Here is a 12,898-nt window from a genome sequence, read left to right as displayed (position 1 = left end):
GTTATATTAAATGGTATTTTATCTCTATGCCGTCAAAGATTCCTGAAGGTTGAAATATTGCTACCCGAATATAACTTAAAAAAACGGCTGAAATGTGCCGGGCTTTCAAAGCCCAGTTCATAAGCAATTTCCTTCGCAGACTTTTCTGTATAATGCAGGTTCCTTTTGGCCTCCAGCAGAATACGGTTTCGGATCAGGACCGATGGTGGCGGATGCTTTAACAGCGCAAATACGTTACTAAGCGTTTTAGGGGATTTATTGAGAGCGGCTGCATAAAACCGGACCTCGTGTTCCAGCTTAAAATGGATCTCCAGCAATAGCGAGAATTTTCGAATTAAATCCATTCGTTCATCTGGAAACTGCCGGTAACTTTCACACTGTAACTTTGCCATTCGGGTAGTCTTTATGATCACTCTTTTCAGCAGCGCACGCAACATCTCTCCCTGGAAGTTGTCCTTTAATTGCAATTCGCTGGAAAATACCTTTTCCAGGTGGGTCATTTCTTCGGCAGCCTGTTTATCTAATTTAATGAACATGGGATGCCGGATGCCATAAAAAAGAAATCCCACGCAACCCACTTCTGCATCATGGTCCACAATACAATAAAATTCCCGGTTAAACTGCCAGGCGGTCAAAGCTTCCGGGCGTTGAAATACGAAATGCTGATTGGAAACCAGTGGTAAAATACTCAGCGGAGGCATGTTGTAGGCGATCTCATCTATCACAACCTGCTGGGCTGCTCCGCTATTGTAAACAAAGGTATTGATGGGATTGCTTCCCACGGTACGAAGCCCTTTACCACAAAATAATTTGTTATTGCGGTGCATTACAAATAGCGCTGATGTTGCCTTTTCATCATATTCCCTGATCATAACCTGCCTTATATTTGCCTGTTAAAGGTCTTTACAAAATTCAATATTTCACGATTTCTCTTTCGTTTTTTAAAACGTTAAAGATTCTTCCGGATACTCGCTGCTGCGGCTTTCAATAAATCCGGGCTTAAACGCTGTTTAAAATTCGGGTTCATATACTCAAAATGAATGGTGCCCGTTCTGTCCAGTATGAACACCGACGGTACCGGAAGCAGCAGGTCTGCATCTTTTCCTCCGGTTGTTTTAGGAAGCATTTCCCAGTATCCTTTCGGCGCTTTATAAGCGATTCCAACCTGTTTGGATAATGTGAGGTCTGCATCTGACAGCAATAGGTAACTTAGCTTTTCCTTTTGGGCTGACTGCATAAGGCCCTCCGGGGTGTCGGTACTGATGGCAATCAATTGATAGCCCAGCTTTTCCAGTTCAGGCAGCACTTCCTGTAAACCGGATAGCTGTCTGGAACAATAGGGGCACCAACCCCCGCGGTAAAATACCAGGATGGTCGGCTTCCTGGAAATAGCTTTGCTCAAATCAACCATTTGACCGGATGCACTTGGTAGTACCGCCATAGGAATCTTTTCTCCGTAGAGCAAGGGGCTGATATCTTCCGGTCTTTGCGGAATTACACTCGGCATTGCTTCCATTTTCATTTTACCATTCATGCCGGGTGATTTTATCTCTTTATGCTGCTGGGCATGAACGCCACCTATTGAACAAGCCACCGACAGGAAAGCGGCAATAACAATCTTTATTAAAGTACTCATTTTTTATCTTATTTGAGCGTCACTTTTATAATCTCCGGTATTGCCGGCAATGTAGTAAAGGCGTTGGGATTAGGCACCGCTTCAATAGCTTTGCTCTCTTCCAAAGGAGTTCCTGCCAGATTAAACTGTGTAATACCCGCACCGGGAAACTGGTTCACGGCAGTGCCATCATCGAACAGTCCTATCGAGGAGGATATATCTCCTTTGCTGGTTGCGTCCACACCGTTATCTTTAGATGCAAAGAACCAGTCGTTGGAAAGCCCGTACATAGTCGCAATAGCAAGGCGATCTCCTTTTGCAACCATTAATTCCTGCGAAACACTACTTCCTGCCTGTCCACCAATTTTAGGTAACAGAACGGTGGAACCTTCCGCAGCCAGCACATATACATCCCTTACACCTTGTACGGTTTTAAGGTAGGCCGCTAACCCGCTGGCATTTCCTTTTTGTGCCAGTTCTTTCAGTCCTTTGCCACGGTCTTTCTCTCCTGTTTTATAGATCGGGTTATCAATACCACTGTAAACGACAACAAGCACTGGCGAAAGTGGGGTAAAGGTACCCGTTTGCCCGGCGATGTAATTGCCAAGTACACTGTTATCACCCATTTCGGCAATATTGGTCAATCCATTGGCGCTGAGTTTACCGGCTTCATAGATCGGATTGGGGTTCAGCAGGTTGCCACCAGCGATATAAGATATAGCCCATACGCCCGGGCTGAAAGGTGTTGGATTAGACGTACTGCCCGAGGCATTAGCAATCGTTAGTGTAAACATAGAATTACCGTCATAGTGTAACGTGGCATTCATCAACTTTGAAGCCGCCGCATATGTGTTACCCTGCGCATCTGTTCCGTTTACTTCCATGATATTTTTAGGTGTTGTTTCTGCAGTGCCGGGATGCGATACGGACGCACCAGGAACCTGATTGATACGGGTCCCATTATCCCACAGACTAATCTGTGATGATACATCACCCTCGATCGGTGTTCCAGTATCCTCATAAAGTTTAATGCCAGGACCCGCAGGTGCAAAAAACAGGTCATTCGACCAGCCATACATTGTAGCAAAACTGATGGCCTGACCTTTGGCTGCTGAAAACTTCAAAGAAATCGACTCACCAGGCATAATAACGGGTGACGCCCCGTCGTTTTTAAAAATTCCCGATTCCACCAGCAACTTTGAGGCCAGCACATTCTCAACTGTAATAGTGGTTGTAGATGTTGACGGGATATTATTGTCATTTTTGTCACAGGCAACTATCATTAGAGGAAGTGCCACCAAAGACAACCAGGCAAAGTGTTTACATTTCATAATAAAATATTTTTTGTTGGTGCTACAAAGCTAACATCGGGAATTATCGGCATTGTTACCGATAGTTCCCGGTGTGTTGGCAAAACTTCCCGATCTAATAAAAAATAGAAGTACAGACCTTTATGATTTTTATGGACTGATTATTGAGGTTATTAAAACATAGATAGCACTTTATTGATCAATCATAAAACGTTTAGCTATGAAACATATGAGTTACAGAAAATTTGGTATCATGATGATTATCTCATTTTTCGTCATGTATTTAGCCATGTTTGTAAATATGGATCAGGCGGAACACTACCATACCAGTCTTACCAGGATCTATATGGCGCTGATCATGGTAGCACCAATGGCCATTATTATGATCGGGATGATGGGTAGTATGTACCCCAATAGGAGAACAAACCGCGCCATCATTGTGACAGCAATTGTTGTTTTTATTGCGGCATTGACTGCTTTACGTAGCCAAACGCCTATCAGTGATGTGCAATACATGAGGGCGATGATCCCTCACCATTCTTCTGCCATCATGACCAGTAAACATGCAAATATTAAAGATCCGGAAGTAAAACAGTTGTCAGAACAAATCATCCAATCCCAGGAAAGGGAGATCCACCAGATGGAGCAAATGCTTCAACGAATGAAATGACAGTAATTTTGTAGTACTGCCTAGATATTCATAGCTTTCATTTTCAGGATGGTAATCATCAATTTTTTGTAAACAATTTCCAGCAGCGGGTATACAACCTCAAAGACCGCATCATACCTTGCCGAGCAATAGGACTTTTGAAGCAGCCGGAATGCTTCTTGTTCCTTTTGTGTTGTGCCACGGAATTCCTCTGCAATACCGGGAGCTATAAAGCTGAGGTAATGATTAAGGTGATTAATATTGTGAATATGCAGCTCCAGACCGGTTTGGGATTTTATAAAGGCCGTTAATAACAATTCTGTAGCCAGGTGATACATAAACAGAGCCAGCCGGTACTGTTTCCTTACGGTAAAAAGTTCTGCCCCGGCAATGTATTCGTTAAAAAGTTTGAAACACTTTTCAAATGCCTTTTTATCGGTTTCCGGAATAGTTTCCATCACAGCTTCCTTTTTCCATTCTTTAAGTTCGAGGTTAGTATTACAAATAAATGGGGCGTTTGATAAAACGGTTAAAGCAAAAGAATCCTTTTCATTAAACCAGCGTGCAAAAGTGCTTGTTTGCATTACAATACAACTTACCTCAGTGGACGAGTTGCATTTTTGTTCAATTTCGTCCTGGTACATTTTGTGCCGCTTATCATCGCCGGTAATCAATATCAGCAGCCAAAATGCCGATGTGCGTGCGCCAGTAGCGCATTCAGGCATAAATATGTTCTGAGCTGTATTTACTTTTTTGCCTAAAACAAAGATGGTGTCCGCCCGCACAATTTTGGTAATGGTAGCCACCATCTTTGTGGCAATGGCTTTATCCTCTTCAGTCAGATAAAGCGCTTTATGGTTAGCAACGGTTTCTTCGTTCATGGTTAGCTGTTTTTAGTATGCCGGGGTTTACGAAACCATTTTTTAAACCACCAGGTTTGGTGTTTATCCCGCCATTTGGCGTACCGGTCTACTATTTTGCCATTACTTTCCCGTGGAAACAGCAGACCAACGGCATCCATTTCCTTAAAAATTTGGCGGATATCGGCCTCCGAATAATATTCTTGCCCGTAGCCGTGTGCAATAAAGTAATTGATGAGGTGTTCTTTGGCGGCGTCACGACCCTCACGTTTCCAACTGCCGCAAGACAGGTCATCCATAAAATCAGTTAGGGCCTCCTGCGGTGTTACCTCCATCAGGCGGCAGAGCAGCAGAAATTGATACGGTAGAATGAAATTAAAATCAGCAAACCGCTCATAGGCCCCGGTTTGCCATTTTAGTTCCGGCTTGGGCCTGCGCTGTTTTTGTTTGGGCATGGGTTTCTTTTTCATAGTTTTTGCATTTGTGCCCTAAATCTCCACCTGCTGCGGCCGCTATCCTAACTGAAAAGGCGATAATTTATTGGAAAAATGAGGTATTTTAGCAGGGCGATTTATTTATCTTTGAAAAACGCTGTAAAGGCATAAAAATCAAATCTTATGGAGAAAACAATACACCAGGGCAGAAATGTAAAGCGGTTTAGGGAAATGATGGGCATAAAGCAGGAAGCGTTGGCCGCTGATTTGGGCGATGATTGGAACCAACGTAAAATATCACTGCTGGAACAAAAGGAAGAAATTGAAGAATCGTTATTGAAACAGATTTCAGATGTCTTGAAAGTACCAGTGGAGGCGATCAAGAATTTTGATGAGGATGCTGCCATTTCCTACATAAATACCTTTAACGATAATAGTAAAGGTGATTTTAATTATAAATGCACTTTTAATCCCATAGATAAATGGGCTGAAGAAATTGCCGAAAATCGGAAATTGTACGAGCGCTTGCTGCAGGCGGAGAAGGAGAAGATGGAGCTTTTGCAGAAGCTGCTGGAGAAGGTGAAGTGATATTCAGCGCCGCTTACATGAATTTTCTTCTCTTAAATGCATTAATGTCGTTTTGGTTTAGTTCAAACCATTCTCCATTTTTCCTCTTTTCACTAAACCGGTTGTGCCAATATGCTTCTATTCCGACAGGATCATCTGTATTAATTGAATGAATTACCTCGGCGGTTTCAGGTAATTGTATGGCTAATTCGTAATGTCTCCGGCCCGTTGAATTAGAGCGTCCTATTTTGTAAAACTTGCCTGATTTAATTAAATAAACAGCACCGATAATTAAGTTATAGTCTTTCTCTTTTTCCAAATTGCCCGGAAATTTTAGTTCTGAACATATTTGAACTATATCGGCATATTGGCTTTTATTACCGCAAAATGCGGCGAGTTTTTTTATAAGTGTTTGTCTATTTCCTACACGGTTAAAAACATTGTGAGCAGGAAAGCTTTTGTCTTCTCTTGCTTTGATTCGTATTTCGCCAATTACAGGGTAATGCCCTAACTCCCGAATTAATGATATTAGCTTCTCTATTACGAATTCATCAGAGTAAGCCTTATTGAATTCATTTGGAGAAAGACCCGCGTCCTTAAGAGCATCCGACCATCTAACCCAATATTTCCCATACCAGTCCGCCATTTGAATCCCAGTTTCATTTGAAAAGCGCTTGTGACCAATGGATTTCCCATTTACTGTCCCCACCCGTTTTATTTCCGCTAGTATGAATTCTTTTGTCATATTGTTGTGTTGAATAGGTAAAACCATTAATTATTATAAAATAACCAATTCAAATGTGATTTTTCCACCCTTTCTCGTGCTTGTATTTTTTGTTTTATTGTTTTTCTATGCTCGGCCCCGCATATAAATAGAGCTCTGTCGTAAGGATATTGCTTGCTGTAATTATAAATATTATCAAGCATTTCATTTTCGCGTCTATTATCCAACTCTCGATCCGATTTATATTGATGTAATAGCTTTGTGTCATTCATGTCTAATAAAACGCTCTCCTCAAGAATGTGCATTTTATCAATTAGTTTAACACAATTATCGCTGTTGAGAAAGGAATACCCATGCTGACTAATAAATGATAAATGCTGTTTAAAAAATTCAAGATATTCAATATTTCTATTCGATATTATATCATACCCACTAAAAAGGTCCGTTTCGTTTTTCTCACAAGTATCAACTGGAAAATGCTCAATCTGATACGTTCTTAAATATTTTTTAATTGTAATTGCTTCTAGCGATTGAGGATTCCAGTCTTCGTTATAAATTATATTAAAAATATCAGGGGGGAGTTCTTCAAATATGACATCTGGACGTATTTCTTCAATGATCTTATACAACTCTGTTGAGTTGCATTTACCTAGTTCTCTATGGAATGAAGAAAGTAACGTGATATTATACATAGAATTGATTATATAATGCGAGTTTAATAAAGAGTGTTTATGATTTTCATTGCATTTTCAAATGCGATAGCTTTATCAGTAAATTTCTTTTTGTAAAAATAAAAAAGAGCTATTTGTTGTCTGGGCAATTCCAAAAATATAAAATCATCCATGTGATGGAAAAAATGAAAGGATTTATTAGTTGTCCTAAATACTATTAGAGAGTTAATGGCATTCAACTTACTTTTAATCAAAAGACGCTTTTGCGATCGCTTAATTTCAGTTATTGTCTTTTTGGGAGAATAATCTACCGATTTTCTTAAGACAGACAAAGGGAAATCTGCCAAGTATGGAATATATCCTGAACTTTTCGACGCCTTAAATTCTCTCTGAGCATTAAGTATTTGAAATTTGTAATCAATTATTTCTAACCACAGAATAATGCTTTCGAGTTCTTCTATAGTAAATGGCTGCTTTTTAACATCTCTATTTTTAAAACTGGCCTGGACATACTTTTCTAAAGAATTTAAAATATCCGAATTACATACAAGGCACGCAGGGATAGTCGTTTTTATGTATGTTTGATTAAGTCCATTAATGTCCGTCGTGAAAAACTTGTTAGGTGAATTCTCAAAAACCCAGCGAGATAATACGTGTTCTTTTGTTAAATTCTCTGACGATCCGCAAAACATGCATATATCTGGAATGTTTTGCTTTTCTCCATCTTTGGATATATATTTTTTGTCAAGGCCTTCAATGATGCTTTTAGCATTATTTCTGAGCCCTGTTCTTAGTAGCATCCCTTTGTGCTCCAGTGTCATGCGTGAAAATAAATTTACGGTTGGGAGAAAAAATGCTATTCATACCTGATTCTAATCTTTACTCGTTTTTTTGAACTGACTCTCCTCTTTATTACCAATTCCAGTATTGAACTTCTGCAAAGAAGTGATTGATGCTTGCGAAATTGTTTCCTGTTTTTTTATCAAACTTTTTAACACGACAATCAAATTAACTGTTACGCCAAAAAGTTGACGCAGTTGCGATACTCTACTGTCAAATCTGTCTTCTTTGGAAACATCAATAGCGGTAAAAAGTCCATCTGTCTTTTTCAACCAATTATTGGAACGCTTTGTCTCCTCAAAGTCAGAGAAACTTAATATATCAAATCTTCTACTAGCATTTTGAATTGGCTTTAACATCGTTTCTCCTATTGCGTTTTGCCAATCCCTATATATCCAGCAGTACTCCCTGGAAATTTCACTAATTGATGCATACCTCAATTCCTGTATAGTTTCTTTACTAATAGAAGCCTGACTTGTTTTAGAACAAATCAAATCCAATATTTCCTTGATTAGCTCCAATTGGGTAGGCTCGTCAAGCTCGCTTACAGCTGCTTTTATATTTGTCGGGATATGCTTGAAAACAATTTCTTCTATTTTTACTCCAACTAAGGCTCGTTCACTATCTGGTAATTTAACTTGGTTAAGCTTATAAAGTTTTGAAAGCTCGTCAAGTATTGATACCTCTACATGCGAGCCATCAGCCAATATTTTTTGAAAAGATTTAATCGCTATTTGAATACTATTATGTTGTTTTATTTTGAACCCTGACAAATAAGACTGTTCTTTTTTTGCAGCTTCCAACCATCCTAATACTGCACATAGTCTGTATGTTGTGCTTTCAAACTTGTATTTAAAAAAGCCATTTTCTGGTGCATTCGGCAATAAATAAACGCCCTTGAATTCCAGAATTTCTTTTAACCTCCAGGCAAGTTGTTCCAAAGAAAGAATCAAAGGGTTTGCATACTTTTTAATTGTGTCAGACTTTTCTTTTCGTTTTGCTTTTCTTTCGAAAAACTTGTTGATAAAAATAACGGATATGGCTATTAAGGCGCTTAATATTGCTGCCAGCAATGTGGCTTGCGGTTGAGTTAGATTGTTTATGAAATTTTGCATTAAGTTATTAGGATTTTATTGTGCGATATTGAGAAGCGGAAGTGTATCTTTTTTCAGGATTATTCAGACCGAGGTATAGGTAAGGTATGAGCCGACTCAATAATCTCTCTTAAAGCCGGTGGATATACGCGTTTATAAAAATCGGGGTTCACTAGCCAGTTATCCGAAACATATACCATTGAATAGCAAATAAATTGTACTATTTCAATTGCTGAAAAGCAACTAAGTATTTCTTTCAGGGATTTGAAATGACTTGAAACAACTGAGAAAACTACAATTGTGCTATTCTTAAATGGATGCACAATATAATTAACAGGATGGTTAAAATATTTCCTTTTGTACTTTATGGTTAATTCTCCATTATAGGAGAGAAAGATGGGAACCGAGCTGCTTAGTTCTACAACATACGATCTAATGTTTTTGTCCTTATTATGTTTTATATCTTCCCATATTTGGTTTTTAAATTTTGAAATACGGGAAATTTCCTTTTTTCGATCTTTTAGATCTTTTTGATAGTGCTCCTGTATTAGATCAGGAAACCGCATCTTTTCCAAATCAATGCCCAAATCCGCAAAGCCCTCCGAATATTTATTTCCAAATATGTTTTCAAACTTACTATGCTTCTTTTCAACTGCACGATTCATTGCTGTCACTGTTTTTTTGACAGCTACATCCCAAAAAACCTGATGATAGCAAACATTTTTATAAATCAGCAAACGCAACTCTTGCTCAAATTCGATAGATTCTTTTCTTTCGTACTCAAATAAGTTTTCATGCTCTTTGCAAAAACCAGGAAAAGTAAAGGCCCTGTTTATTCCTACTTCCATTAATTCAACTTTAATTTTTTTAAAGTCAACATTAGGGGCTATCAAATGACCAGCACTCGCAATTTTTCTTAGTATAGATTCTTGAAATAGATGGGACATGACCGCTTTTTTTCGGCAATATTTTACAGAACACTTGCGGGCATCACTTATTCTGTGTAAGTTGATACTGTTACCGAATATTAGGGCTTTGATTTCGGAAGAAGAGAAGGTAATTGAATTGTAATCGTTATAGGCTGAGTTAATAAGCTCATTAAAAAAGCAAGCAAAATCGTTTTCCTCATTCTTCATAACTTTAAGCAGTTTGTTTACGTTTTTTGACTAACTGAGGAGAAGAAAATTGTTACTCTTTATCATAATCCAGATCTATCTTGATTCCCAGCAGCTTTGATTCTTCGGATTCGTCAGTAAGCTCAAGAATAATATTATCAGCAATGACTTTGTTATATTCCTCTTCACCCATTTCAATTTTTACAGAATCGAGGGTATTTTGATTAGCTGAAATAATATACTGAAGATTATTTTCTTTTGTTTTTTTGTCCGCCACATTAAAGAGTGAGGCTTGTTGCCTGGAATCTATTTCTGATAACAGACGGCTATCATGAAAAATAAACTCCATTTTGTGATGATGTTTTGCAAGTAGCAGAGTCCAATCAAAGCAAAAGATTTTTACGTCATTAACCCCATCTCCTTTATCATCATCAATTTTTGCTCTTATTTCAAATCTATTTTTATTTACTCCTTCATTGCTTTTAACCTCAATACCCGCTCTTTTATGCTCGTAAAACTCTTCTGCCAGAGATTTGAAGATTAGAATATTGTTCTCAAGTAAAAGGCGGTTGCTTTCCAGGTAGTTCGAGGTTTTCGTGTTTTCTAAACTAAACTCTCTTTTTAACTCTTCCGACTTGGTTTTATACTCTTGCTTTAATTGACGATACTTTTCAATGCTGTCAAGCTTTATTTTTAGTTCTTTCAACTGATCGTTCATTTTTGTAAACTCATCTAAAGCACTTTTACTATTCAAATATTCAAGCCTAGCATCTTTCAGCTTCCCCAATCGCTTAGAGTTTGCGACTATTTCAGAAAGTTTTTTCTCGAAACTCAATTTTTCTTTCAATAAACGTTTGGATCTATTATCAAGTATTTTTTTATTAAACTCCTCAACATCAGCCAACTGTTTTATAACAGCATCTGGCAGGCTGACCATTGCCTCCTTGTACAACTGTTCGATACGCTTCTTGGGTATGTCAGGAGTAATATTTAAGCTTTTTTCAATATTGGAAAGTGCTATTTTAATGGTTGCTGCTTTATTATCGAGTGTTTTAATTTGCAATTTTAATTCATCCGCCTCTCTTACGACTTCATGATAATCTTCCGCTACCTCAAATTTTGATAGATTTTGTTCAAGCTTTTGAATTTTCACTTTTAAATCAACTACATCAATTTCAAAGTCATCATCTTCATTCTGTTCAAAAAAAGATTTTATAATAGTATCTTTTTCAAATGCCTTTCGCATGTCTTCAATCTTATCAAACTCATCTTTTAAGTTAAATTTCTTCAAGACAAGTGAAACATCGAGTCCCAAAAGGAAGGCATTGTTAATGGTGCGTTGAAATTCTTGCTCTTCAGGGATAAAATTGTCGAAGGAATTATAGCTAGCTTTTCGGGGACGAAGAAAACGCGGCAACAATGAACGAAAAGTCAGATACTTTGTATTTTCTGGAATTTCGAAAACCCTTGAAGAAAGAAAATCTGTATATTCTTTGAGCGTTTTTTCTTCATTATTTAGATAAATTGCTCCTTGATTACTACACTTACGCGTAGCAGTAAATAAAATATCGCTAAGCTCGAACTGCAATGTAAACTCCCAGTCATTTAGCTTTGCTTCAAACTCAGGGTTCCTTTGTGAGCCCAAGCAAAAATTAATTAAGGCAATAGATAATGATTTCCCAACGCTATTGTAAGTGTCCTTTTTATTTTTTGTATAGTCATTGTTATGCCTTTTCCCCACAATAAGGGAAAGGCCTATCCTGTTAAATTCAATTGTTTTGAATCCGGGATTATTTGCTGATAGTTTTATTAACCGCATTATAAATTAGTCCTTCAGAATTAATATCAATAGCTCCAATAATAAATAAATAATTTAAAGCTAAAACAACATTGTCAAAACCATGATACGAAAACGCTTTTTTTGTTTCATTTTGTTTGCCGACTTTAAACCAAAGCTGATCAACCGACTTAGGCCCATCATTTAGGTATTTCAAAAGATATGCTCCCAGTCCAATTAAAGATTCAGATATTCTAATGTGCTTTGATGGTAGAATCATTGAAACAAAGTTTGTTGTTGTTTTAGAGGGGGCTCTTCAAAAATATCACAATAGCTAAAAAAGTAAGCCATTAGAACAAACACAGCGTCCTGATAAACCTTCCCTTGTTTAGGATAAGCCTTTTTTGCAATATCAAAAAAAACCAAATCATTTTTACTATCTGAATCTGGGATTTCCTGTACAGCGTCTTTATATAATTTCGAAAATGTATTCTTGAGATCATCCTTAGCAAAGGTGCTGTTCACTTTAAAAAAATCTTTAAGAGCTCCATCTTGATAAGAACCATAGCGCAGAAATGTTGCTGCCGGTGAGCTCAAGGAATTAAATACTATTTTTTCTTCAAAATCAGGATTTACTGGGAAATTCTCGGGTGATGCGCCATCTTTTAAACTTATTAAATACTCGATAACTTCATTAAGATTTGATACATTTAAGCTTATATCTTCTGCTGTGGGGATTTTACCAAGTACATCTTCAATATTACTGTGCGGTAATTTTAAAAAGATATCTTCCAAATGTTGACTTAAAAATGGCTTGCATTTTACGCCGGCATGATTTCCTTCTATTTTTGTCAACTCCGGATGTAAGGAGGGATATGTACCTTGATATTTATCATTTAATACAAAATTAAATTCTAAAATTGGCGTTACTGTGGCATTCCAATATGCATATAGACCATTGAAATCGGTCACAAGCTTTTCAATCGTATCCTTTTCTTTGTGTGAAAGATTTTCCGGAGCATATACTTGATAATACTGCCCCGTCGATTTGATAAATCCATCATTTTTTCTATCACCAAATTGTCCCTGTGGTTTAATCTGAATGAAATCAATATTATGCAGCCGCATTATTTTTGAGAAGAAGTCTTCATAACTTTGCCCATTTCTTTTGTAAATCTCCAATTGAAATAGCTTTCGAGCAATATATAGATCATCAGCAGTTAGGGTTACAAACATTGCAGT

At 37.6% G+C, this 12,898-nt stretch carries 15 protein-coding genes; 2 read left to right on the top strand and 13 right to left on the bottom strand.

The window, feature by feature from the left end; translation table 11 throughout:
- Positions 1-32: 32 nt before the first annotated feature.
- The 3 genes from K7B07_RS21880 to K7B07_RS21870 all read right to left on the bottom strand — a co-directional run bounded on the left by K7B07_RS21880 (position 33) and on the right by K7B07_RS21870 (position 2,946).
- Complete coding sequence (locus tag K7B07_RS21880; protein ID WP_223712674.1) at positions 33-872, bottom strand: AraC family transcriptional regulator; 840 nt, start codon at positions 870-872, stop codon at positions 33-35.
- A 77-nt stretch (positions 873-949) separates the two neighbouring features.
- Entirely contained in the window at positions 950-1,636 is a 687-nt protein-coding gene (locus K7B07_RS21875; protein WP_223712673.1) for a peroxiredoxin-like family protein, read from the bottom strand.
- Positions 1,637-1,644: 8 nt separating this feature from the next.
- Positions 1,645-2,946 (bottom strand): spondin domain-containing protein, encoded by a 1,302-nt coding sequence (locus K7B07_RS21870; RefSeq protein ID WP_084490136.1) that lies wholly within the window; start codon positions 2,944-2,946, stop codon positions 1,645-1,647.
- Between the two features lie 199 nt (positions 2,947-3,145).
- On the opposite strand from K7B07_RS21870, the gene K7B07_RS21865 reads away from it, so the two are divergent.
- Entirely contained in the window at positions 3,146-3,595 is a 450-nt protein-coding gene (locus tag K7B07_RS21865; RefSeq protein ID WP_067754987.1) for a DUF305 domain-containing protein, read from the top strand.
- Between the two features lie 20 nt (positions 3,596-3,615).
- Here K7B07_RS21865 and K7B07_RS21860 read toward each other — a convergent pair whose 3' ends face one another.
- Together K7B07_RS21860 and K7B07_RS21855 are read right to left on the bottom strand one after the other, a co-directional pair.
- Complete coding sequence (locus tag K7B07_RS21860) at positions 3,616-4,455, bottom strand: HEPN domain-containing protein (RefSeq protein WP_223712672.1); 840 nt, start codon at positions 4,453-4,455, stop codon at positions 3,616-3,618.
- Positions 4,456-4,457: 2 nt separating this feature from the next.
- A complete protein-coding gene (locus K7B07_RS21855) occupies positions 4,458-4,904 on the bottom strand; it encodes a hypothetical protein (RefSeq protein ID WP_223712671.1) in 447 nt (148 codons plus the stop codon).
- 147 nt (positions 4,905-5,051) lie between these two features.
- Between K7B07_RS21855 and K7B07_RS21850 the strand changes: the two genes are divergently transcribed.
- Positions 5,052-5,456, top strand: coding sequence for a helix-turn-helix domain-containing protein (locus K7B07_RS21850; RefSeq protein ID WP_223712670.1), 405 nt, complete (start codon positions 5,052-5,054; stop codon positions 5,454-5,456).
- A gap of 13 nt (positions 5,457-5,469) precedes the next feature.
- On the opposite strand, the gene K7B07_RS21845 is transcribed toward K7B07_RS21850, so the two are convergent.
- Genes K7B07_RS21845 through K7B07_RS21810 form a run of 8 tightly spaced genes read right to left on the bottom strand, consistent with a single transcriptional unit; the run spans position 5,470 to position 12,892 of the window.
- Positions 5,470-6,180: a GIY-YIG nuclease family protein gene (locus K7B07_RS21845; protein WP_223712669.1), complete on the bottom strand. Its 711-nt coding sequence runs from the start codon at positions 6,178-6,180 to the stop codon at positions 5,470-5,472.
- A 26-nt stretch (positions 6,181-6,206) separates the two neighbouring features.
- Positions 6,207-6,851 carry a hypothetical protein gene (locus K7B07_RS21840; protein WP_223712668.1) on the bottom strand — a complete coding sequence of 215 codons (645 nt, stop codon included), beginning with the start codon at positions 6,849-6,851 and terminating at the stop codon, positions 6,207-6,209.
- 23 nt (positions 6,852-6,874) lie between these two features.
- Positions 6,875-7,651: a hypothetical protein gene (locus K7B07_RS21835; RefSeq protein WP_223712667.1), complete on the bottom strand. Its 777-nt coding sequence runs from the start codon at positions 7,649-7,651 to the stop codon at positions 6,875-6,877.
- Between the two features lie 51 nt (positions 7,652-7,702).
- The gene (locus K7B07_RS21830; RefSeq protein ID WP_223712666.1) at positions 7,703-8,785 is read right to left on the bottom strand and encodes a hypothetical protein; all 1,083 of its coding nucleotides are present in this window, start codon (positions 8,783-8,785) and stop codon (positions 7,703-7,705) included.
- A 59-nt stretch (positions 8,786-8,844) separates the two neighbouring features.
- The gene (locus tag K7B07_RS21825; protein ID WP_223712665.1) at positions 8,845-9,900 is read right to left on the bottom strand and encodes a hypothetical protein; all 1,056 of its coding nucleotides are present in this window, start codon (positions 9,898-9,900) and stop codon (positions 8,845-8,847) included.
- 52 nt (positions 9,901-9,952) lie between these two features.
- A complete protein-coding gene (locus tag K7B07_RS21820) occupies positions 9,953-11,698 on the bottom strand; it encodes a DUF2326 domain-containing protein (protein WP_223712664.1) in 1,746 nt (581 codons plus the stop codon).
- Positions 11,670-11,936, bottom strand: a complete 267-nt coding sequence (locus K7B07_RS21815; RefSeq protein WP_223709474.1) for an ABC-three component system middle component 6 — start codon at positions 11,934-11,936, stop codon at positions 11,670-11,672. Before K7B07_RS21815 ends, K7B07_RS21820 begins: the two co-directional genes overlap by 29 nt.
- Positions 11,933-12,892 (bottom strand): ABC-three component system protein, encoded by a 960-nt coding sequence (locus tag K7B07_RS21810; protein ID WP_223712663.1) that lies wholly within the window; start codon positions 12,890-12,892, stop codon positions 11,933-11,935. The genes K7B07_RS21815 and K7B07_RS21810 overlap by 4 nt, the downstream gene beginning before the upstream one ends.
- Between the last annotated feature and the right edge of the window lie 6 nt (positions 12,893-12,898).

The organism is Niabella beijingensis (assembly GCF_020034665.1).
GTDB classification, from domain to species: domain Bacteria; phylum Bacteroidota; class Bacteroidia; order Chitinophagales; family Chitinophagaceae; genus Niabella; species Niabella beijingensis.
Note: the sequence above shows the minus strand (reverse complement) of the source record. Positions and strands in the feature narration are given on the sequence as shown.